The sequence below is a fragment of the Bradyrhizobium sp. MI1.7 genome (assembly GCF_055811795.1).
Window position 1 is genome coordinate 1 of record NZ_JBVVPO010000085.1, and the last position, 22057, is coordinate 22057.

21 protein-coding genes and 1 other RNA gene are annotated in these 22057 nt (G+C 65.8%); 10 read left to right on the forward strand and 12 right to left on the reverse strand.

Annotated features, from left to right (window positions below):
• From AC0L3X_RS41305 to AC0L3X_RS41320, 4 genes are all read left to right on the forward strand, one after another.
• Window positions 1-380, forward strand: a 380-nt coding sequence (locus AC0L3X_RS41305) for a UDP binding domain-containing protein (RefSeq protein WP_473317394.1), incomplete at its 5' end; no start/stop codon positions are given.
• 116 nt (window positions 381-496) lie between these two features.
• Complete coding sequence (gene hrpB / locus AC0L3X_RS41310) at window positions 497-2974, forward strand: ATP-dependent helicase HrpB (protein ID WP_063979837.1); 2478 nt, start codon at window positions 497-499, stop codon at window positions 2972-2974.
• A gap of 129 nt (window positions 2975-3103) precedes the next feature.
• Window positions 3104-3616 carry a TIGR02281 family clan AA aspartic protease gene (locus tag AC0L3X_RS41315; protein ID WP_071909170.1) on the forward strand — a complete coding sequence of 171 codons (513 nt, stop codon included), beginning with the start codon at window positions 3104-3106 and terminating at the stop codon, window positions 3614-3616.
• A gap of 211 nt (window positions 3617-3827) precedes the next feature.
• On the forward strand, window positions 3828-5327 hold the full coding sequence (locus tag AC0L3X_RS41320) for a phosphomannomutase/phosphoglucomutase (protein WP_063979835.1): 1500 nt from the start codon (window positions 3828-3830) through the stop codon (window positions 5325-5327).
• 177 nt (window positions 5328-5504) lie between these two features.
• Here the strand turns inward: AC0L3X_RS41320 and AC0L3X_RS41325 are convergent, their stop codons facing one another.
• The 11 genes from AC0L3X_RS41325 to AC0L3X_RS41375 all read right to left on the reverse strand — a co-directional run bounded on the left by AC0L3X_RS41325 (window position 5505) and on the right by AC0L3X_RS41375 (window position 15741).
• The gene (locus tag AC0L3X_RS41325; RefSeq protein WP_014491365.1) at window positions 5505-6014 is read right to left on the reverse strand and encodes an Lrp/AsnC family transcriptional regulator; all 510 of its coding nucleotides are present in this window, start codon (window positions 6012-6014) and stop codon (window positions 5505-5507) included.
• Between the two features lie 97 nt (window positions 6015-6111).
• Window positions 6112-7035, reverse strand: a complete 924-nt coding sequence (locus AC0L3X_RS41330) for a sugar kinase (protein WP_231143690.1) — start codon at window positions 7033-7035, stop codon at window positions 6112-6114.
• 13 nt (window positions 7036-7048) lie between these two features.
• Complete coding sequence (gene nudC, locus AC0L3X_RS41335; RefSeq protein ID WP_063979833.1) at window positions 7049-7993, reverse strand: NAD(+) diphosphatase; 945 nt, start codon at window positions 7991-7993, stop codon at window positions 7049-7051.
• A 9-nt stretch (window positions 7994-8002) separates the two neighbouring features.
• Window positions 8003-8422, reverse strand: a complete 420-nt coding sequence (locus tag AC0L3X_RS41340; protein ID WP_063979832.1) for an HIT domain-containing protein — start codon at window positions 8420-8422, stop codon at window positions 8003-8005.
• 253 nt (window positions 8423-8675) lie between these two features.
• A complete protein-coding gene (locus tag AC0L3X_RS41345) occupies window positions 8676-9803 on the reverse strand; it encodes a muconate cycloisomerase family protein (RefSeq protein WP_063979831.1) in 1128 nt (375 codons plus the stop codon).
• Window positions 9800-10555 (reverse strand): SDR family NAD(P)-dependent oxidoreductase, encoded by a 756-nt coding sequence (locus AC0L3X_RS41350; RefSeq protein WP_063979830.1) that lies wholly within the window; start codon window positions 10553-10555, stop codon window positions 9800-9802. The genes AC0L3X_RS41345 and AC0L3X_RS41350 overlap by 4 nt, the downstream gene beginning before the upstream one ends.
• Entirely contained in the window at window positions 10555-11361 is an 807-nt protein-coding gene (locus AC0L3X_RS41355) for an amino acid ABC transporter ATP-binding protein (RefSeq protein WP_063979829.1), read from the reverse strand. Before AC0L3X_RS41355 ends, AC0L3X_RS41350 begins: the two co-directional genes overlap by 1 nt.
• Window positions 11358-12020, reverse strand: a complete 663-nt coding sequence (locus AC0L3X_RS41360; RefSeq protein WP_063979828.1) for an amino acid ABC transporter permease — start codon at window positions 12018-12020, stop codon at window positions 11358-11360. Before AC0L3X_RS41360 ends, AC0L3X_RS41355 begins: the two co-directional genes overlap by 4 nt.
• 191 nt (window positions 12021-12211) lie before the next feature.
• The gene (locus AC0L3X_RS41365; RefSeq protein WP_063979827.1) at window positions 12212-13060 is read right to left on the reverse strand and encodes a transporter substrate-binding domain-containing protein; all 849 of its coding nucleotides are present in this window, start codon (window positions 13058-13060) and stop codon (window positions 12212-12214) included.
• 442 nt (window positions 13061-13502) lie between these two features.
• The gene (locus AC0L3X_RS41370) at window positions 13503-14984 is read right to left on the reverse strand and encodes a catalase (RefSeq protein ID WP_231143688.1); all 1482 of its coding nucleotides are present in this window, start codon (window positions 14982-14984) and stop codon (window positions 13503-13505) included.
• A gap of 115 nt (window positions 14985-15099) precedes the next feature.
• The gene (locus AC0L3X_RS41375) at window positions 15100-15741 is read right to left on the reverse strand and encodes an HD domain-containing protein (protein WP_071909180.1); all 642 of its coding nucleotides are present in this window, start codon (window positions 15739-15741) and stop codon (window positions 15100-15102) included.
• Window positions 15742-15845: 104 nt separating this feature from the next.
• Between AC0L3X_RS41375 and AC0L3X_RS41380 the strand changes: the two genes are divergently transcribed.
• The 6 genes from AC0L3X_RS41380 to AC0L3X_RS41405 all read left to right on the forward strand — a co-directional run bounded on the left by AC0L3X_RS41380 (window position 15846) and on the right by AC0L3X_RS41405 (window position 20495).
• A complete protein-coding gene (locus AC0L3X_RS41380; protein ID WP_063985915.1) occupies window positions 15846-16847 on the forward strand; it encodes a GlxA family transcriptional regulator in 1002 nt (333 codons plus the stop codon).
• Window positions 16848-16953: 106 nt separating this feature from the next.
• An RNA gene (gene ffs / locus AC0L3X_RS41385) (signal recognition particle sRNA small type) lies at window positions 16954-17050 on the forward strand.
• 94 nt (window positions 17051-17144) lie between these two features.
• On the forward strand, window positions 17145-18983 hold the full coding sequence (locus AC0L3X_RS41390; protein ID WP_063979824.1) for a DNA polymerase III subunit gamma/tau: 1839 nt from the start codon (window positions 17145-17147) through the stop codon (window positions 18981-18983).
• 123 nt (window positions 18984-19106) lie between these two features.
• Complete coding sequence (locus tag AC0L3X_RS41395; RefSeq protein ID WP_028148995.1) at window positions 19107-19427, forward strand: YbaB/EbfC family nucleoid-associated protein; 321 nt, start codon at window positions 19107-19109, stop codon at window positions 19425-19427.
• A 1-nt stretch (window position 19428) separates the two neighbouring features.
• Window positions 19429-20031, forward strand: coding sequence for a recombination mediator RecR (gene recR / locus AC0L3X_RS41400; RefSeq protein WP_063979823.1), 603 nt, complete (start codon window positions 19429-19431; stop codon window positions 20029-20031).
• A gap of 26 nt (window positions 20032-20057) precedes the next feature.
• Complete coding sequence (locus AC0L3X_RS41405; RefSeq protein ID WP_063979822.1) at window positions 20058-20495, forward strand: hypothetical protein; 438 nt, start codon at window positions 20058-20060, stop codon at window positions 20493-20495.
• Between the two features lie 142 nt (window positions 20496-20637).
• On the opposite strand, the gene AC0L3X_RS41410 is transcribed toward AC0L3X_RS41405, so the two are convergent.
• Window positions 20638-22002, reverse strand: a complete 1365-nt coding sequence (locus AC0L3X_RS41410) for an AmpG family muropeptide MFS transporter (RefSeq protein ID WP_063979821.1) — start codon at window positions 22000-22002, stop codon at window positions 20638-20640.
• Between the last annotated feature and the right edge of the window lie 55 nt (window positions 22003-22057).

Below are 22057 nucleotides of genomic sequence, written 5' to 3' on the forward strand. Positions count from 1 at the left end.
GCAAGACCATCGCCGTGCTCGGCCTCACCTTCAAGCCCGACACCGACGACATGCGCGATGCGCCGTCGATCCCGCTCGTCACCGGCCTGATCGACATGGGCGCGACGGTCAAGGCCTTCGATCCCGTCGGCATGGAACAGGCCAAGGGTGAGTTGCCGAACATCACCTATTGCGAGGACGCCTATTCGTGCGCGCAAGGCGCCGATGCGCTCGTTATCGTCACCGAGTGGGTGCAGTTCCGCGCGCTCGATCTCGGCCGGCTGAAGGCGACCATGACGCAGCCCGTCGTCGTCGACCTCCGCAACGTCTACCGGCCCGAAGACATGGAAGCCGCCGGCTTCACCTACGAGAGCATCGGGCGTCCGCCGGTGCAGGGCTGAGGGACCACTGCCGCAACGATTTCGTCATGGCCGGGCTTGTCCCGGCCATCCACGTCTGTTTCTAGTCGAAGACGTGGATGCCCGGCACAAGGCCGGGCATGACGAATGGATAGGCCTTGCCCCGCAGCTTCGACACGCCCCTCCCGATCGACGCCGTGCTCGACGACCTCTCGCGCACGCTGGAGGCGCATAATTCGGCTGTGCTGGTGGCGCCGCCCGGCGCAGGCAAGACCACGCGGGTGCCGCTGGCGCTGCTGGATGCCCCTTGGGCCGCGGGCAAGAAGATCATCGTGCTGGAGCCGCGGCGTATCGCTGCGCGGGCGAGCGCCGAGCGCATGGCCAAGTCGCTTGGCGAGCGGGCCGGCGAAACCGTCGGATACCGCGTCCGCTTCGGCTCGAAGATCTCGCGCGCGACGCGCATCGAGGTGGTGACCGAGGGGATCTTCACCCGCCAGATCCTCGACGATCCCGAGCTCTCCGGCATCGCGGCCGTCCTGTTCGACGAATTCCACGAGCGCTCGCTCGATGCCGACATGGGCCTCGCGCTGGCGCGCGACGCGCAAACCGGCCTGCGCGAGGATCTGCGCATCCTCGTGATGTCGGCAACGCTCGACGGCGCGCGCGTGGCAAGGCTGCTCGGGGAAGCGCCCGTTGTCGAGAGCGAAGGCCGCGCCTTTCCGGTCGAGACGCGTTATCTTGGCCGCAAGGCGGATGCGCCGGTGGAGCGGCAGATGGCGGATGCGATTGCGTCCGCGCTGCGCGCCGACGGCGGCTCGGTACTGGCGTTCCTGCCCGGCGCCGCCGAAATCCGCCGCACCCAGAATTTCCTCAGCGAACGCGTCCAGGATGCCAGCATCGAGATCGTGCCGCTGTTCGGCGCGCTCGACGCTGCCGTGCAGGACCGCGCGATCGCGCCCGCGCCGAAAGGCACGCGCAAGGTGGTGCTGGCGACCTCGATCGCGGAGACCTCGCTCACCATCGAGGGCGTGCGCATCGTGGTCGATTCTGGTCTCGCCCGCGTGCCGCGCTACGAGCCCGACATTGGGCTGACGCGGCTCGAGACCGTGCGCGCTGCGCGTGCGGCGGTGGATCAGCGCCGCGGCCGCGCCGGCCGCACCGAACCGGGCGTCTGCTACCGGCTCTGGGACGAGCCGCAGACGGCCTCGCTCGCGCCGTACACCCAGCCGGAGATCCTCAGCGCCGACCTCTCCTCGCTGGTGCTCGACCTCGCGCAATGGGGCGTCGCCGATCCTTCGGCGCTGTCATTCCTCGATCCGCCGCCGCTGCCCGCCTGGAAAGAGGCGAAAAGCCTTCTCTCCGAGCTCAATGCGCTCGATGGCGACGGCCGCATCACCGCCGAAGGCAAAAGCCTGCGCGCGCTGGCGCTGCCGCCGCGGCTGGCGCGCATGATCGTGGATTCGCATCGCGTGGGCAGCGGCGAAGCCGCCGCCGAGATCGCGGCCATCGTCACCGAGCGCGGGCTCGGCGGCGACAGCGTCGATCTCGAGTACCGGCGCGATCAGTTCCGCCGCGATCGCTCGCCGCGCGCCGCGAGCGCGCGCGATCTCGCGCGGCGCTGGGCTTCGCAGGTGGCGGCGTCGGAGAAGGCCGTAACCGGACAGGATGATCTCTCGACCGGCCTGATGCTCGCCTACGCCTTCCCGGACCGCGTCGCGCGCAATCGCGGCAATGGCACCTTCGTGCTCGCCAATGGTCGCGGCGCCGCGGTGGAGCAGACCTCGTCGCTCGCCCGCGCACCCTACATCGCGATCGGCGAGATGACGGGCACGGCGGCGAGCGGCCGCGTTCTGCTGGCGGCGCCGATCGGCGAGGACGACATCGAGCGGCATTTTGCCGAGCATATCGAGACCGTCGACGAGATCTCCTTCGACCGCGGCGCGATGGCGCTGCGCGCGCGGCGCAAGCGCGCGCTGCATGCGATCACGCTGTCTGAGGCGACACTCGCGGTGTCGCCTTCGGAGGAGACCGCGCGGATCTTCGCAGATGGGCTGATTGCCGCAGGTCTCGACCGGTTGCCCTGGTCGAAGGCCGCAAAGCAGTGGCGCGACCGCGTGATGTTTCTGCGCAAGGCCGAGGGCGACAGCTGGCCCGATTTGTCCGACGACGGACTGATCGCGCGGCGCGACGACTGGCTGGTGCCGGCGCTCTACGACAAGATCGCACTGAAAGACATCTCGGCCGGCGATCTCTCCGACGCGCTGATGGCGCTGTTGCCCTGGGAGATGCGCGCAAGGCTCGATCGCGAGGCGCCGACGCATTTCGAGGCGCCGACCGGCAGCGTGCTTGCGATCGACTATGAGGCCGAGCAGGGGCCGACCATTGCGGTGCGGCTGCAGGAATTGTTCGGGCTCAACACCCATCCGTCGATCGCCGCCGGCAAGGTGCCGCTGGTGCTGGAATTACTGTCGCCGGCGCAGCGCCCGGTGCAGGTGACGCGCGACCTCCCCGGTTTCTGGCGCGGCAGCTACGCCGCGGTGCGCTCCGACCTGCGTGGCCGCTACCCGCGCCATCCCTGGCCGGAGGATCCGGCGAGTGCGCTGCCGACCCGGCGGGTCAAGCCGCGCGGGACGTGAGAAGCCACGAAGGCGTATTAACCCTCCGCTCATCCTTTTCGTCAAAATAGCGGCGCTCTGACCGCAGCGTCGCTCGCGGCCAGACGTGTCGCGTGGTGAAATCGAGCTTTCCGGCTCGGAAGTGGTGTGATGCGTAACATAATGATCCTCGCGGCCATCATGATCGGCCTCGGCACGTTCATGGCGCAGATGGCGGACAGGATGAGTTCTGCCTCCGCGACGTCAGCGCCGCGCACGACGATTGCGGTTGCTGCGACGGCGCCGGCCGGTGGGCGCAGCCTCGCCATCTCCCGCGATGGCCGTGGCCATTTTCAGGCCGAAGGCCGCATCGACGGCCAGCGGATCGGCTTCATGATCGACACCGGCGCCTCCGTGGTCGCGCTGAACGAGAGCTCGGCCGCCCGCTTTGGCCTGCGTCCCTCGCGCGGCGAGTACAACGCCACCGTCTCGACCGCCAACGGCACCATTAAGGCCGCGCGCACGCGCATCGCCATGCTCGAGGTCGGCGGCCTCGTCGTGCGCGACGTCGACGCCATGGTGCTGCCGGACGAGGCTCTGTCGGAGAACCTGCTCGGCCTCTCCTTCCTGTCCCGCCTCAAGCGCTTCGAATACGCCAACGGCCAGATGGTGCTGGAGCAGTAAGCCGCCTCAAAAGGCTCTCGCCGCGCCGACGAACGGTCGTTCGCACGGATTTTTTTCAGGACGGCATTGGCGGAAGTCTCGCGCCGGGCCGCGTTTTCCCGTTACCAAACTGCCGCAATTATAAGCCATAAGCTGCCATTCCCGCCTTCCGCTGCGGCCCGGCATTCGCTAAGGCTGCATCAATTCCCGCCATTTTCACGAGACCGTCTCAATGTTCCCCAAGCCGAAATCCGTCTTGTTGCCCAACACCTATGCCTTCGAATCCGAGCCGATGGTGAAGGCCACGGGTTTTCGCGAATACGACGCGCGCTGGTTGTTCCAGAAGGAAATCAACCTGATGGGGATCCAGGCGCTCGGCATGGGGCTGGGCGCGCTGATTGCGGAGCTCGGCGTCAAGCAGGAGATCGTCACCGGCCATGATTTCCGCGGCTATTCGGCCTCGATCAAATATGCGCTGATTTCCGGCCTGATGGCTGCGGGCTGCAAGGTGCACGACATCGGGCTCGCGGTGACGCCGATGGCCTATTTCGCGCAGTTCGATCTCGACGTGCCCTGCTGCGCCATGGTCACGGCCTCGCACAACGACAATGGCTGGACCGGCGTGAAGATGGGCGCCAACCGCCCGTTGACCTTCGGCCCCGACGAGATGACGCGGCTGAAGGAGATCGTGCTCAACGCCGAATTCAAGAACGAGGCCGGCGGCTCCTACCAGTTCCACGAGAATTATCCGGCGCGCTACATCGCCGATCTCACCGGCCGTCCGAAGCTGACCCGCAAGCTCAAGGTCGTCGCCGCCTGCGGCAACGGCACGGCCGGCGCGTTCGCGCCGCAGGTGCTGGAGGCGATCGGCTGCGAGGTGATCCCGCTCGACACCGAGCTCGACCACACCTTTCCGAAATACAATCCGAACCCGGAAGACATGGAAATGCTGCACGCGATCCGCGACGCGGTGCTGCATCACAAGGCCGATGTCGGTCTCGGCTTCGACGGTGACGGCGATCGCTGCGGTGTCGTCGACAACACCGGCGAGGAAATCTTCGCCGACAAGGTCGGCGTGATGCTGGCCCGCGACATGTCGGCGATCCACAAGGACGCACATTTCATCGTCGATGTGAAGTCGACCGGCCTGTTCGTCACCGATCCCGTGCTGCAGAAGCAGGGCGCGAAGGTCGCCTATTGGAAGACCGGCCATTCCTACATGAAGCGCCGCACCCACGAGACGGGTGCGCTCGCGGGCTTCGAGAAGTCCGGCCACTTCTTCTTCAACAAGCCGTATGGACGCGGCTATGACGACGGCCTGGTGTCGGCGCTCGCGATCTGCGACATGCTCGACCGCGCGCCGGGCAAGTCGATGGCCGATCTGAAGAACGCGCTGCCGAAAACCTGGTCGTCGCCGACCATGTCACCGCATTGCGCCGACGAGACCAAGTACGGCGTCATCGACCAGGTGGTGAAGCATTTTGAAGGCTTGCAGGCCAAGGGCGCCAAGATCGGCGGCCAGGCGATCCGCGATCTCGTCACCGTCAACGGCGTACGCGTCACGGTCGAGGACGGCAGCTGGGGCTTGGTGCGCGCGTCCTCCAACAAGCCCGAGCTCGTCGTCGTGGTCGAGAGCCCGGTCTCCGAGCAGCGCATGCACGACATGTTCGAGATGGTGAACAGCGTGCTCCGCACGCATCCCGAAGTCGGCGCGTACAATCAGACGATTTGAGGGGCATCAGGGAGCACAACCCGCGCAGCAAATCTCCGCTGTCATGCCCCGGCTTGACCGGGGCATCCAGTACGCCGCAGCTTCTCCGTATCCAATCGCCGCCTCTGGAATACTGGATCGCCCGGTCAAGGCCGGGCGATGACAGCTTCCTTGTGGTGAGACCTGAGAACTAAGCCTCTAAGCCGCCACCACCGCCGGGATCGGCAGCGCGGTGACCGACTTGATCTTCTCCATCGCGAAGCGCGAGGTGACGTTCTTCAGCGGCACGGCGCTGATCAGCTTCTTGTAGAACACGTCATAGGCCTGCATGTCGGCGACCACGACGCGCAGCATGTAGTCGACGTCGCCGGCCATGCGGTAAAATTCCATCACCTCGGGCATGGCACTCACGGCCTCGGCGAACTTCTTCAGCCAGGCGTCCGAATGGTCGGCGCTCTCGACTGACACGAACACGGAGATGCCGAGCCCGATCTTGTTCTGGTCGACCAGGGCGACCCGCTTCAGGATCACGCCGTCGGCCTCGAGGCGCTGGATGCGCTTCCAGCAGGGGGTCGAGGACAGCCCGACGCGGTCGCCGATCTCGGCGACGGAGAGGGAGGCATCCTCCTGGAGCACCATCAGAATCTTGCGGTCGATGGCATCGAGGCGGCGGCTGGTCTCGGGGAGTTGCACGGCGAGGTCAGTCATTTGAAGAACTTTGTTCCATTTCAGGGGCTGATTTCCCTGATATAGAGAAAATCTTTCCACGGCAAGCCCATAATCTCGGCTCCGTGGTGGAACCGCTCTAGAGTCGGCCTCGCAAAAGCTCTTCAACTTCAACGCGTTGTGGGGCGGCCATGCCGCCACCGTGGCGGGTGCATTTCAGCGCTGCGGCGGCCGCGGCGAATCGCAGCGCCTCCCGCACCTCCTCGCCCTCGGCGAGGCGAAGCGTGAAGGCGCCATGGAAGACGTCGCCGGCCCCGAGCGTATCGACCGCCTGAACCGGGAAGGCCGGTGTCTCCTCCAGCTCGCCCGCCTCGTCCAGCCAGATCGTGCCACGCGGGCCGCGCGTGGCGGCGAGGAAGGCCGGCGTCAGCCCTGCCAGGCGCTTCAATGCCTCGCCGTCATCGGCGACACCGGCCGTCTCCTGCACCTGGTCGCTGGCGAACAGCAGGTGCGAGGCGGCCGTGAGCAGGCCGTCCTGCAACGACATCGCGCGATCGACGCCGACGATGACGGGAATGCCGCGTCGTCGCGCCTCGGCGCAGAGATCGATACAAAGGGCGCCGCAGCGGCTCTCGACGAGGACCGCCCGGCAATCGGCGAGCAGTGCGTCACCGTCTGGCAGCTTCACGCCCCACAGAGCGGGATCGCGATAGATCGTCAGCGTCCGCTCGCCCGAGGGCTCGATCAGGATCGCGGAGACCGGCGTGGTCAGGCCGGGCATGCGCACGACGTGCGTCGTGTCGATGCCTTCACTGGCCATCTGTTCGAGAATGAAGCCGCTCGACGCTTCCCGTGCATCACCCATCGGTCCTGCGAAGGAGACCCGGCCACCGAGCCGCGCGATGGCGATCGCAGCATTGAGCGCGTTGCCGCCGCAGATCTCGGCGAGATGCGTGGCGTTGGCCTTGCTGCCGCGCGCGGGCACGGCCTCGACGCGAAAGGTGAGGTCGCGCACGGGAATGCCGATGCAAAGGGTGTGTGGCGCGGTCCGTGATGTGGCCACCGGCGGCCCCAGCTTACGCGCCGGTCTTGTCGTGCACCCAGCGGCCGAGCAGGTGGTGGGCGATCGCGAACGGATGCGGGCCGGCGAGCCCGTCCGGATGCGTCCGCGTCAGCATCAGCGCGGCCTCCTCGCGGGTGAACCAGCGCGCGTCCTCTAGCTCGGAATGATCGACGACGACGTCCTCGTTGAGCGCCCGCGCGCTGCAGCCGATCATCAGCGACGATGGATAGGGCCAAGGCTGCGTCATGTAATACTGCACGTCGGTGCAGCGGATTCCGGATTCTTCGAGGATTTCCCGGCGTACCGCGTCCTCGATGGTCTCGGCGACCTCGACGAAGCCGGCGAGGCAGGAATACATGCCCGGCGGAAACTGCTTCTGGCGGCCGAGCAGGCACTTCTCGCCCGAGGCGACCAGCATGATCACGACGGGATCGGTGCGCGGAAAATGCTCGGCCTTGCAAGCAGGGCACTCGCGCTTCCAGCCGCCTTCCTTCATCGCGCTCCGCGTGCCGCAATTGGCGCAATAGCCATGGCGCTGGTGCCAGCTCACCATCGACTTCGCCATCGCGATCGCCGAGAGCTCGTCGGGCGGAATCGCGCCCTGCATCGCCATGCCGCGCAGCTCGGTGACGGTGTAGTCCTCGCGGCCGATCAGCTTCTCGGCCGCCGCCTGCGACATCCCCATGCCGAACACCGCGGCGCCGTCGCGCAACCCTAAGAAGATCGTGCCGGGGTTGGCGCCGCATTTCAGCGCCTCGTCTACTCCCAGCAGCGCGCGCGCCTTGTCGCCCTCGCGCTTCACCAGCAGCGAGTCGCGGTAGACGACATAGGCGCGTGACGATGGCTTCTGCTCCATCGCGAACAGCTTCTCGTCGTCGCGGCGCAGATGCGCGGCGCGATCGAGGATGTTGGTGACGAAAGCCGGCTGTCCCAGCGGAAACGAGTCGAATGCTGACATTTCTTGTTCTCAACCCAACCAGATCTTGCGGCGAAGCGCGCTGATGAAAGTCTGCACCTCGGTGGCGTCATGCGCCAAGGGCTTCATCACGCCCCAGACCGGCCGCGGCCATGCAGCGTCGCTGGTCCGGCGTGCGATGATGTGGACATGAAGCTGCGGCACGAGGTTGCCGAGCGCGGCGACATTGAGCTTGTCGCATTTGGTGATCTCTTTCAGCGCGCGCGAGACGCGGGAGATCTCCGTCATGAGTTGCGCCTGCTCCACCTCGTCGAGATCGATGATCTCGACCGCATCGGGCCGCCGCGGCACCAGCAGCAGCCAGGGATAATGCGCGTCCTTGATGACCAGGACCTTCGACAGCGGCAGGTCGCCGATGTCGATGGTGTCCTCTTTCAGGCGGGAGTGCAGCGACCAGGCGGGATCAGACATATGCGTTTCCGGATAGCCCGATGGGGCGGGCGTGTTTGGCCGGACCATACGATAGGGAGTCCCTGAGGGGAAGGTTAGGGGCCGCGGGGGCGGCATGCTCCGCTGTCGTCCCGGGGCGCGCAAAGCGCGAGCCCGGGACCCATAACCACAGGGAGAAGTTTGGCGAAGATGCGTGGTGACCAGCTCGCGCGACAACCACTTCCTGTGGCTATGGATTCCGGGCTCGCGCTGCGCGCGCCCCGGAATGGCGGAATTACGCCTCCGCAAGCACCCGCGCATTGGCGCGGACGGAGGCCTCGCTGACGCGGATGCCGAGGCCCGGGCCGTCGGGCACCACGACATGGCCGGCTCGGTTGGCAACGCGCTCTTCCAGCACGTCCTCGGTCAGCACGTGATGCGGCATGTAGAATTCGCAGCCGAGCGAGATGCCCGGCGTTGCCGCGATCAGCTGCGTCCCGGCGGCAAGCCCGATGCCGCCCTCCCACAGCGTGCCGCCATAGCCGGGCAGGCCGGCGATGTCGGCGATCGCCATGATCGCCTGCGCCTCGAACAGGCCGCCGGCTTTCATCAGCTTGATCGAGACGGCATCGGCCGCCTCGCGGCGCACCACCTCCATCATGTCGCGGCGGTCGAAGCAGCTTTCGTCGGCGAGAACGGGTGTTTCCAGCGCCGCGGTGAGCTGCGCCATCACGTCGAGATATTTGCGCGGCACCGGCTGTTCGATGAAGGTCGGCGCAAACTCTTCGACATCGCGCAAAATCTTGATCGCGCCGAACGGCGCCAGCGCCTGGTTGTAATCGACGCGCAGGTCGACCTTGTCGCCGAATTCCTTGCGGATCGCTTCGAGATGATCGAGGTCCTCGCGATGCGGTTTTACGCCGGTCTTGACCTTGTAGATGACGTTGCCGTCCGGAACCATTTTTCGCATGCGTTCGAGATCGGCGGCGAAATCGGGATCGGCGATGGAGAAGGAGAGGGGAATCGTGTCGCGCACGCGGCCGCCGAGCAGGTCGGCGACCGATAATCCTGACGACTTGCCGACGATGTCGAGCAGCGCCATCTCGATTCCGACCTTGGCCTCGGCATGACCGACCAGCGTACGGTCGAGCTCGGCCATCAGCGCGCGAATGCGGCGCACGGGTTTGCCGAGCACGATCGGCCGCAGATAGATGTCGAGCGCGGAGAAGGCCGCTTCCGGCGTTCCCGTGAACACTTCCCACGGTGCCGCCTCGCCCCAGCCGATCACGCCGTCGCTCGCGGTGAGCTCGATCAGCACGCGCTTCACCGTGCCCTTGACGTTGCCGACGCCTTGGAGGCGCGCCATCTTGATCGGGCTCTCGATCAGGAACAGCCTGATGCGTTCGATGGTTGCTTCGGTCATGTCAGGCCTCCATTGACGTGCCAGACCTGGCCGGTGACGTAGGACGCCTTCGGTGATGCCAGGAAGACGATGATCTCGGCCACTTCTTCCGGCCGCCCGCGACGGCGCATCGGGATCAGTGCCTCGGTGGTGGCGATCTGCTCGGGCGAGAGCCGGCTCTCGCTCGGCTTGTCCTTGATGATGAGGCCGGGTGACACCGCATTGACGGTGATGCCGTCTTTGGCGAGCTCGATCGCGGTGAGACGCACCAGCGCTTCGAGCGCGGAGCGGCTTGCCGCCGTTGCGGCAAACGGTGCGAATTCCGGCCGGATCGCATGCGCGACGAAAGAGGACACCGCCACGATCCGCGCATCGCGCCCGTCACGCAGCAGCGGCAGCGCGGCGTCGACCAGCCGCGTGAACGCCAGCGCCGATTCGTCCATCGCCTGCCGGAACTGATCCGCCGGCGTGCCGATCGCGCTGCCGCGACGGGCATGACCGCCGACCAGGATCAATCCATCGAGCCGTCCGAAAGCGCGTTGCGCGGCGGCGGCGGCGTCGGTGACGACTGCTTCCTCGGCGAGATCGCCGAGGCATTTTGCCACCGCGGCGCCTTTCGCTTCGGCTTCGGCCGCGGTGGCATCGAGACCTTCCACGTTCGAGCGGGTGTGGAGCAGAAGCGCGGTGCCGGGGGCCGCGAGCAGTTTTGCGGTGGCGCGGCCGATGCCGCTGGCGGCACCGGTGACGAGATAGGTGCGATCGATATCAGGCATCACGGTGCTACGTTGGCCGGCGGCAACGCGCCGGTGCGGTGGAAATGGCTGAGGAAGGCGCGCGTCGCGGCTTGCTGCGGATTGTCGATCACCTGCCGTGCCGGACCTTCCTCGACCACGACGCCGTCGCGCATGAAGATGAGGCGGTCGGCGACTTCGCGGGCGAAGGCGATCTCATGGGTGACGATCACCATGGTCATGCCTTCCGAGGCCAGCCGCTGCATGACGGCGAGCACCTCGCCGACGAGCTCGGGATCGAGCGCCGAGGTGGCCTCGTCGAACAGCATCACGTCCGGCTCCATCGCGAGCGCACGCGCGATCGCGACGCGCTGCTTTTGCCCGCCGGACAGCGTCGCCGGATATTGGTCGGCCTTCTCCGCGAGGCCCACCTTGGCAAGTTGCGCCCGCGCGAGCTTCTCGGCGTCCGCCTTGGCCATGCGGCGCACCGTGACCGGTCCCTCCATGACGTTCTGAAGCGTCGTCATGTGCGGGAACAGGTTAAAATGCTGGAACACCATGCCGGTGGTGGTGCGGAATTTTGCGAGTGTCTTCACGTCCGGAAGCCTCGCGCCTTCGCCGAATTGGAAGCTTGTGTCGCCGACGCGGACGCTGCCGCCGTCGGGTACGACCAGCAGATTGATGCAGCGGAGCAGTGTCGACTTGCCGGAGCCGGATGGGCCGATCAGCGCCACCACGCCCCCCTTGACCACGTCGAGGCTGATGTTCTTCAAAACCTCGTTGCTGCCAAAGCTCTTGCGCAGGCTGCGGATCTCGATCTTCGAAGCGTTCTTGGATGGCTCGCTCATTCGCTGACCGCCAGTCGCTTCTCGCCGCGGCGGACGATGATGGTCAGGGGAATCAGGATCGCCGCATAGGCGACCGCGACCGCGGTGTAGGTCTCCAGCGGCCGGTAGCTGTCATGGGCGGCGACCTGGCTCTGGTAGACGAGGTCGGGCACGGCGAGCACCGAAACCAGCGAGGTGTTCTTGAACTGGATGATCGACTGGTTCATCAGCGCCGGGATCATGCGCTTGATCGCCTGCGGCAGCACGATGCGCCGCATGCTCTGGCCCGGTGTCATGCCGAGCGCGGCGCCGGCTTCGGACTGGCCCTTGTCGATCGAGATGATGCCGCCGCGGATGATCTCGGAATAGAACGAGCCGCCATAGAGCGAGAGCGCGAGCGCCGAGGCCGTGATCGGCGTCATCTCGACGCCGGCCAGGATCGGCAGCGCGTAATAGAACCAGATCAGCTGCACCAGGATCGGCGTGCAGCGGAACGCCTCGATGAAGGTGAGGGCGATCAGACGCACCGCCTTGAAGCGCGACAGGCTGCCGAACGCGCCGAACAGGCCGAAGACGAGACCGAGCACGACGATGACCACGGTGAAGCCGACGGTGACGCCGAGCCCGTTGAGAAAGAGCCAGCGATAGCTCCAGAGGATGCCGAAGTCCCACTGATACATGCGTGTTCTTACTCGTACCCGATGTCGCCCAGAAATTCGTCGTCATGCCCGGGCGTAGCCGTCCGAAGGACGGCGTCGCTTCCGCTTGCCTATGTCCCGGGCATCCACGTTCTTGGTGCCGCGGGTCAGACGTGGATGGCCGGGACAAGCCCGGCCATGACGATGTGGATACTTCAGGTGCTCATCACACCTTACAGCGAAACGCCCGGCGGAATGTCCGCTTCGGTCACGCCCACCAGCTCCATGTTGGTGATGATCGCGTTGCGGATGAAGCCGAGGCCCTTGTTGAAGTCGATCCAGGTGTTGACGTAGTCGCGGAAGGTCTTGTCGTTCTCGCGGCGGAAGCCGGCATTCGACGTGGTGGCGAAGATCGGCGTCGGCAGCACGAACTGGCCGAGCGAGGGATTCTTCTTCAGCACGGTCAGCGACAGCATGGTGATCAGGCACTGTGCGTCGACGCGGCCGGTTTGCAGCGCGGCGGTGGCATCGTCGGCGGTCTTCAGTCGCGAGATCTGCGCCTTCGGCGTCAGGCGGCTGACGACCTGGTCGTGGGACGAGCCCTGGTCGACGGCGATCTTGACGTCGGGCGAGTTCAGCTCGGCCCAGCTCTTCGGCTTGAAGTCCTTCTTGCAGAGGATGCCGAAGGCGTTGTTGAAGACCGGCACCGAGAAGTCGACCACCAGCGCGCGCTTCGGGGTCGGGTTGAGGCCGAAGAAGATGTCGATCTTGTTGGACTGCAGATCGAGCACCGAATTGCCCCAGGTGGTCTCGGTGATCTCGAGTTCAGCCTCCATGTCGTCGGCGAGCGCCTTGGCGATGTCGACATAGAAGCCCTTCCACTGGCCGCTGGCGAGGTCCTTCATGTAATAGGGCGCGCCGCCGCCGACCGCGCCGATCCGCATCTTCTTGGTGCGGCGAATGCGGGCAAAGGTCGATTCGCTGGGATCCGCTGCGGTCTGCGCCACGGCCGGTGAGGCCAGCGTGGCCGCAGCCATCGCGCCAAGTCCGACAATCGATGCGACATCACGACGTGTAACCATTTTGAGGAATCGCTTTTCTGGTTGGATGAAGGTGTGTGGTTGATCTCGCGCGAAAAATTCGCCCATCAATCGGCGTCAGCCGGCTGAAGAATGCTCAGGATCGGATTTTCGCGCACCCTTTGTTTCGGTTCCGGCAGGATTTCATAGAAAGGCGCTGCCGGGCGGGCCCTGTCAAGACTCGATTGCCTCAGGGATGTGCGGGGCCTCGAAGATAGGCAGGGAGCCTATCGGCTTGACGCATTCGGAGGCGAATTGCGGCGTCTGTGCTTCGCGGCAAAAATGCCGCGGCGATGCGCTACAGCACCGGCCGGCGGGCGCGTCGGCTCGAGCTATTTTCGCGAGAAAATTGATAGGTTTCGGCGGTTCGCTTTAAAAATGCGAACGGCGCCCTGTCGGCGCCGTTCGCCGAAGACGGCGAGAGCTCGGTGCGGATCGACCGACCCTATTCTGCGGCCTTTTCCGTTCCCTTGGCACGAACGGTCGCGAGGCGCGTCAGCGCGTCGCGGACGCCCGCGCCATAGGCGGGATCGGCCTTGGCGCAGTTGGCGATGTGCCGTTCCTGGATCGGGATGGCAGCGGCGCCGACAGCACGCGCCGTGTTGTCGAACAAGGCCTGCCGCTGGGCTGCGTTCATCTTGCGAAAGAGGTCGCCGGGCTGCCGATAGTGATCGTCGTCGATGCGGTGATCCCAATGTGCGGCTGCACCATCGATCTCGAGCGGCGGCTCGTTGAGATCGGGCTGGTCCGTCCACTCGCCACGGCTGTTCGGGAAATAGGTCGGCGTCCTCCCGAGATTGCCGTCGGTCCGCATTGCGCCATCGCGATGGTAGCTGTGATACGGGCATTTCGGCGCGTTGACCGGGATCAGATGATGGTTGACGCCGAGGCGATAGCGCGCCGCGTCCCCGTAGGAGAACAGCCTCGCCTGCAGCATCTTGTCGGGCGAGAAGCCGATGCCGGGAACGACATGGGCCGGCGAGAAGGATGCCTGTTCGACCTCGGCGAAGACGTTTTCCGGATTGCGGTTCAGCTCGAAATAGCCGACCTCGATCAGTGGAAAGTCCGCCTTCGGCCAGATCTTGGTCAGGTCGAACGGGTTGAAGGCAAACGCCTTGGCCTGATCGTCGGTCATGGTCTGCAAGAACATCGTCCAGCGCGGGAAATCGCCGCATTCGATGCTCTCGAACAGGTCGCGCTGGTGAGTCTCGCGGTCCTTGCCGATGAGGGCTTCGGCCTCGGCGTCGGTCAGGTTTTCGATGCCCTGCTGCGTCCGGAAGTGAAACTTCACCCAGGTCCGCTCGTTGGCGGCATTGATGAAGCTGTAGGTATGGCTGCCGAAGCCATGCATGTGCCTGAAGCTTCTGGGAAGGCCGCGCTCGCTCATCACGATGGTGACCTGGTGCAGAGCCTCCGGCAACAACGTCCAGAAATCCCAATTGTTGTCGGCGCTGCGCATTCCGGTTCGGGGATCGCGCTTGATCGCATGATTGAGGTCGGGAAAGCGCAAGGGATCGCGGAAGAAGAACACGGGCGTGTTGTTGCCCACCATGTCCCAATTGCCTTCCTCGGTGTAGAACTTCAGCGCAAAGCCGCGGATGTCGCGTTCGGCGTCGGCTGCGCCGCGCTCGCCGGCCACCGTCGAGATGCGCGCGAACATCGGCGTGACCTTGCCGATCTCCGAGAAGATCCTGGCCTTGCTGTAGCGGGAGATGTCATGGGTGACCGTGAAGGTCCCGAAGGCGCCGGATCCCTTGGCGTGCATGCGTCGCTCGGGAATCACCTCGCGATCGAAGTGAGCCAGCTTCTCGATCAGCCAGACATCCTGCAACAATGCGGGCCCGCGGCGGCCCGCGGTCATGATGTTGAGGTTATCGCTGACGGGCGCGCCCGTCGCATGGGTCAAACGTTTCGGCTCATCGGCCATGGGATGCTCCTGAATATGGGGTCATTGGCTATTGCGGCCCGCGTGCGAAATCTCAGGCTCGCATGGGTCCACAGCAGTCGATTTCGAGATCGCACTGTCCTTGCGCGAACGCCGGTCAGCCGTGCCAATGCGAGTTGCGGATGACGCTGCAGAAATTGCCGCGATGGAAATGCGGCTCCTTGTCGGCGATGACGTCGGCCTTGACGTTGCCGAACGTCGTATCGGGCCGATGCTTGATGCCGTCGTAGAAGGCCTGGATGATGTCTTCCTTGAAGTGCGGCGTGCGCGGAAACGCCTTCACGACCGCCTCGCGCTCCGCGTCGGAATATTCGTCGTAGGTGAGCCCGAGCACGTCCATCTCGACGCCCGCGGTCACCAGCGCGACGACGGGGTGCATGTGCTGGGGAACGCCCGGCGTGGTGTGCAGGGCGATCGCGGTCCAGACCGTGTAGGCGTCGGCTTCCGAAATGCCGTGGCTGCGCAGGAAGTCGCGCGCGGCGTGCGCGCCGTCGACCTCGAACCGCTCGTGCTGGCTGCCATGGCCCGGCATCAGGCCGATGTCGTGAAACATGGCGCCGGCGTAAAGCAGCTCGCGGTCGAATGTCAGCCCGCGGCGGACGCCGGCCATCGTGCCGAACTGGTAGACGCGGCTGGAATGGTTGAAGAGCAAATCCGTTTCGGTGTCGCGGATGTATTCGGTGATGGCACGCGCCAGCTTGCTGTCGGGAATGACGGCGGCCTCGGTGATTTCTGACATGAGCAGCTCCTGAAATTTTGGATCGCGTTTACTGTAAATCCGAGCTACGTTGTCTTAAATCAACGTAACACGTCAAAAACGGACAAATCCGGATCGAGGCGGACATGGGCGCAAAGCCGAAACCAAGGACGGTTGTGATCGTGGCACTGCCAGGCGTGCAGCTGCTCGATGTCGCAGGGCCGCTCGATGTGTTCGCTGAGGCGAACAACCAGGCCGGCTATCCCGCCTATGCCTTGTTCGTGGCGGGCGCGGAGCCGGGGCCGATCCGCAGTTCCTCAGGTATCCAGCTGATGCCCGACCGAATCGTCGACCGCGACTTCCAGGAGCCGATCGACACCTTGCTGGTGGCGGGATGCCCGAACGCGGCCGAAGTCCCGGCGGATGGGAGCGTGATCGACTGGCTGCGGCGGCGGGCTTCGCGGACCCGCAGATTCGGCTCGGTGTGCAGCGGGGCCTTCTTCCTTGCCGCCGCCGGTCTCCTTGATGGCAGGCGGGTCACGACGCATTGGGCGGTCGCAGACATGCTGGCCAGCAAATTCCCGTCGGTCACCGTGGACAAGGATGCCATCTACGTCACCGACGGCAAGCTCCGCACGGCCGCCGGCGTGACCGCAGGGCTCGATCTGGCGCTGGCACTGGTCGAGGAAGATCTCGGGCGCGATACGGCCATGAAGGTCGCAAGCCAGCTCGTGATGTTCTTCAAGCGTCCGGGTGGGCAGATGCAGTTCACCCGCAAGGGCGAGGCTGTTCCCGCCGGCCGCGCCGCGCTGCAGGAGCTGCAGCGCTGGGTCGCCGCCAATCCCGGGCTCGACCACAGCGTTGCGAGCCTGGCGACGCGCATGGAGCTCAGCCCGAGGCACTTTGCACGGCTGTTCCGCGCCGAGGTGGGCGTCACGCCTGCGACCTGGGTCGAGGAAGCCCGCGTCAATGCGGCGAGGCGGCTGCTCGAGTTTGGCAATGAAGCCCCGAAGCAGGTCGCGCTTCATTGTGGCTTCGCGGACGCCGATACGCTGCGTCGCGCGTTCAATCGTCACGTCGGCGTGACGCCCGCCGAGTATCGCAAGCGGTTTGCGCGAATCACGGAGGTTCCAGCTCGCCAGCACTGAGCCGGCTTCCGCGTCCAAATGGGCCGGCGGGGGCCGCCCAGCGGGGTGTGCGGGACCCACGGATACCCGCTTGCTTTCCCGACCTTTTGGCCCCAAATAGGGACCGGGAGATTGGCGGTGGACGAGCCACTCGCCAACCGGGTCAGGTCCGGAAGGAAGCAGCCCTAACGAGGTCCGGATCGGGTCGCTCGTCAGTCTCCTACCTGTTTTTCCGAGCGAATTGCGCCGGCGGGCTTCCCGCCAGCGCGCTCCTTTCCGCAAAAGCCGGGCGAAAGACATTCCATTGCGGATCGACCGATGACCGACGCTGGCGCCCCTCCCAACCCCGACAGCGCCGGCCAGGCCACCACGCCCTACCGGGTGCTGGCGCGCAAATACCGGCCCTCCAGCTTTGACGACCTGATCGGCCAGGAGGCTGTGGTCCGCACCGTCTCGAACGCGTTCGAGACCGGGCGCATTCCGCAGGCCTGGATCCTCACCGGCGTCCGCGGCGTCGGCAAGACCACCACCGCGCGTATTCTGGCCCGTGCGCTCAACTATGAGATGCCGGATGGATCGGTGAAGGGCCCGACCATCCACATGCCGACGTTAGGGGTGCATTGCCAGGCGATCATGGAAAGCCGGCACATGGACGTGCTGGAGATGGACGCGGCCTCGCACACCGGCGTCGACGACGTCCGCCAGATCAATGACAGCGTGCGCTACGCGCCGGCCAGCGCCCGCTACAAGGTCTACATTATCGACGAAGTCCACATGCTGTCGACGGCGGCGTTCAACGCCTTCCTGAAGACGCTGGAGGAACCGCCGGAGCACGCCAAATTCGTGTTCGCGACCACCGAGATCCGCAAGGTTCCGGTCACCGTGCTGTCGCGCTGCCAGCGTTTTGACCTGCGCCGGGTCGAGGCCGACGTGCTGATGAAGCACCTCGCCAATATCGCGGCCAAGGAGAACGTCGAGATCGAGCCCGAGGCGCTCGGCATCATCGCGCGCGCCGCGGAAGGCTCGGTGCGCGACTCTCTGTCGCTGCTCGACCAGGCGATCGCGCACGCGGCGGGCACCGTGAAGGCGGATGCGGTCAGGCAGATGCTGGGGCTCGCCGATCGCACCCGCGTCATAGACCTCTTCGATTCGCTGGCGCGCGGCGACATCGCTGCCGCTTTCAAGGAGTTCCGCGACCAGTACGACGTCGGCGCCGATCCGATCGTCGTGCTGTCGGACCTTGCCGAGTTCGTCAATTTCGTCACCCGCGTGAAGATCGTGCCGGCGACCGCCGACAACGTCGCCTATGGCGAGACCGAGCGCGTGCGCGCGCGGGATTTTGCCTCGAAGATCTCGATGCGCGTACTGTCGCGGATGTGGCAGATGCTGCTCAAGGGCATCACCGAGGTGCAGGCCGCGACGCGCCCGGCAGCGGCCGCCGAGATGGTGCTGGTGCGCATCGCCTATGTCGCCGACCTGCCGACGCCGGACGAAGCGCTCAGGATGCTGGAGCAGAACGGCGGCGGCTCGCCGGTCGTGGGCGGCGAAAGCGCCGCGCGCAGCGGCACGCCGGGTGCGCCGGTGGCCTCCGCGGCGCCGATTGCTTCGGCTGCACCCATGCGCGCACCGACCTCGTCACCGTCCGCGTTCGGCGGCGGCGCCGCCCGGCCGCAGATGGCGGCGCCCGCGCCGGATCCGCAAGGGGCCGCGCCCCAGCTGCGCATCACGAGCTTCACCCAGCTCGTCGCAGTCGCCGGGCAGAAGCGCGATCTCATGACCAAGGCCGCGCTCGAAGGCGACATGCGCCTCGTTCGTTTCGAGGAGGGCCGGCTGGAAGTCGCGCTCGAGCCCAACGCCTCCAAAACCATGATCTCCGAGCTCGCGCGAAAATTCGAGCTCTGGACCGGCCGGCGCTGGACCGTGATCGTCTCCAACGAGCAGGGCCAGCCGACGCTGCGTTCGGTGAACCACGCGGCGAAGCAGGAACATGCGCGCTCCGCCGAAGCCGATCCGCGCGTGCAGGAGGTGCTGTCGCGTTTTCCCGGTGCGAAGGTCGTCGAGGTCCGCAGGCTTGCCCCCGAGGCGCCGGAAACCAATATGAATGCGGACTATGGCAGTGACGATCCGCCCGATGGTTCCGACGGCGACGATCTCTAGAGCATGATCCGGACCCGAAGGGCCGCGTAGCGCAAAGTGTGAAGCGGTTTTCCGATTAGATCAGGCTCAAACCAAAAGTTAAGGCGCGATGACGAGTCATCGCGCCAACCAAGGACAGCACCGATGGTCGATATTTTCGGCATGATGAAGCAGGCGCAGCAGCTGCAATCCAAGATGCAGGAGATGCAGGATCAGCTCTCCAACGTCGAGGTCGAAGGCATCTCCGGCGGCGGTCTCGTCGCCGTGCGCATGACCGCGAAGATGGACGTGAAGGGCATCAAGATCGATCCTTCGCTGATGAAGCCGGAAGAGCGCGAGGTGCTCGAGGACCTGCTCGTCACCGCCCTCGGCGATGCCCGCCGCAAGGCCGAGACGGCCGTGCAGGAGAAGATGCAGGCGCTCACGGGCGGGCTCAGCCTGCCGCCGGGTATGTTCGGCCAATAAGATGGGTTCGGTTGCAGGTCCCGAAATCGAGCGGCTGGTCCAGCTCCTCGCACGGCTGCCGGGCTTGGGCCCGCGCTCCGCGCGGCGTGCGGCGCTGCATCTGATCAAGAAGCGCGAAGCGCTGATGATGCCGCTGTCCTCGGCCCTGCAGGTCGCGCTCGACAAGGTCCAGGTCTGCAAGACCTGCGGCAACATCGACACGCAAAATCCCTGCACGGTCTGTACCGATCCGAAGCGCGATGATGCAATCATCGTCGTCGTCGCCGATGTCGCCGATCTCTGGGCGCTGGAACGGGCCAATGCGACCCAGGGGCGCTATCATGTGCTCGGCGCGACCTTGTCGCCGCTCGACGGCGTCGGGCCGCAGGACCTCACCATCGACGCGCTGGTGGCGCGCGCGCATGCTGCCGAGGTGCATGAGATCATCCTGGCGCTGAACGCGACGGTCGACGGCCAGACCACGGCGCACTACATCACCGACCTGCTTCAGGACGCCAACGTAAAAGTAACCCGCCTGGCCCATGGTGTGCCGGTCGGTGGCGAGCTTGATTATCTCGACGAAGGTACGCTATCGGCCGCGATGCGGCAGCGGACCCTGTTCTAGCCATCCAGACTTACGGAACGGACGACATGACGAAACTTTTCGCCACACGATCGGCTTTGGTCGCGACGATGATAATGCTGGCGACCCCGGCCATCTCCGCGCAGCAGGACGACGGGGCGCCGCCGCCGCCGAAGCCCGGCAAGCCGATCAGTGCCGGCGAGGTGCTCTCGGGCGAATTGAACGCAATGAAGGTGCGCGACATCAAAAATGCCGGCAAGCGGATTGCGATGTACCAGATCACCTCGGAGCCGCGTCGACTGCCGGCGCCGAACGGGCTGTGCAATCTCGAGACCGGTCCTGAGACGTTCCAGCTCGTCACTTCGAGCGACGCGCAGGCCACGCAGCTGAAATCCTTCGTCGGCAAGGCGATCTCGGTCAAGGTCGACGAAGTCGCCTGCGCCAGCGATCCCGGCCAGATGAGCGAAGCCGTGATCACGAAGTGGAGCCTGATCAAGAAGCAGTAGGGGGCGCGGCTCCAGCCGAGCTACCGTAGGGTGGGCAAAGGCGCAAAGCGCCGTGCCCACCATTCTCCCGGCGACGATTCAGGTGGTGGGCACGCTTCGCTTTGCCCACCCTACGGCATCGCGGGCGTGGCGCGTGCCGAGTTTAAACCCTCACCGGCCCCAGCGCCTCAAAGTGCCCGCGCTTCTGCAGCCAGGCCAGTAGCACCAGGCTCGGGATCGCCACCAGCACGCAGATCACGAAGAACAGCGGCCAGCCCGTCGTGTCCGCCACGAAGCCCGCACTCGCTGACAGATATGTGCGCCCGACCGCGGCGAGCGCGGTGAGCAGCGCGTATTGCGTCGCCGTGTGCAGCGGATTCTGACACAGCGCGGAGAGATAGGCGACGAAGATCACGGTGCCGATGGCGCTGGTAAAGTTCTCGCAGGTGATGGCAAAGGCCAGCGCCCATTGGCTGGTGCCGACGAATGCCAGCCAGGAGAAGGAGAGATTGGCGAGCGCCTGCACCACGCCGCCGATCCACAGGCTGGTCGCGAGCGAATAGCGCCGCGCGAGGAAGCCGCCGGCAAAGCCGCCGATCAGCGTTGCCGCGAGACCAACGCCCTTCACGATCGCCGCATAATCGTTGCGGGAAAAGCCGAGGTCGATCACGAACGGCGCGGTCATGGTGCCGGAGAAGGCGTCGGTGAACTTGAACAGCACGACGAAGGCGAGCGCGGCGAGCGCATCCTTGCGCGACAGGAATTCCGAGAAGGCTCCGATCGCCGCGTGCAGCACGCGCGCGAACGCCGTCTCGGTTTGTGTCGCGGCTTCCGCCCGCACCGATTGCTCGGGCTCTGTCGCGGCCAGCGCGGTGATCGTGCCGATCAGCACCATCGCCGCCATCACCACGTAGCCCCACATCCAGGCCGACGCGCGCGGAATGCCGGTGCCCTCGAAGCCGGACACGATGAACAGCGCGCCCGCGGTCGAGACCAGCATGCCGATGCGGTAGGCCGCGACGTAGGAAGCCATTCCGGCAGCCTGCTCGCTCTCCGGCAGGCTCTCGACGCGGAACGCGTCGACCACGATGTCCTGCGTCGAGGACGTCGTCGCGACCAGCAGCGCGCCGAGCGCGACGTAGAACGGCGAGCGCGCGGGATCGGTAAGCGCCAGCAGCAGGATCGCGATGATCAGCAGCAATTGCGAGAACAGCAGCCAACCGCGCCGCCGCCCGAACGCGCGAGTGAACAGCGGCACATGCAGCGCATCCACCAGCGGCGCCCACAGGAATTTCAGCGTGTAGGGCGTGCCGACCAGCGCAAACAGCCCGATGGTCTTGAGGTCGACCCCGGCCTCGCGCATCCACACCAGCAGCGTCGAGCCCGACAGCGCCAGCGGCAGCCCGGACGAGAAGCCGAGGAACAGCACGATCAGCACCCGCGGTTGCAGGTACACGGCCAGGCCATCGCGCCAGGACGTGGGGGCCGTGTCGGGGCTGGCAGGGGAGGTCGCGTCGGGTGCGGTCATGGGGAGGTGTTAGCAGATTCTGGCTGCCACAAGTGAGGTGTGGGGGGGGGGGGGG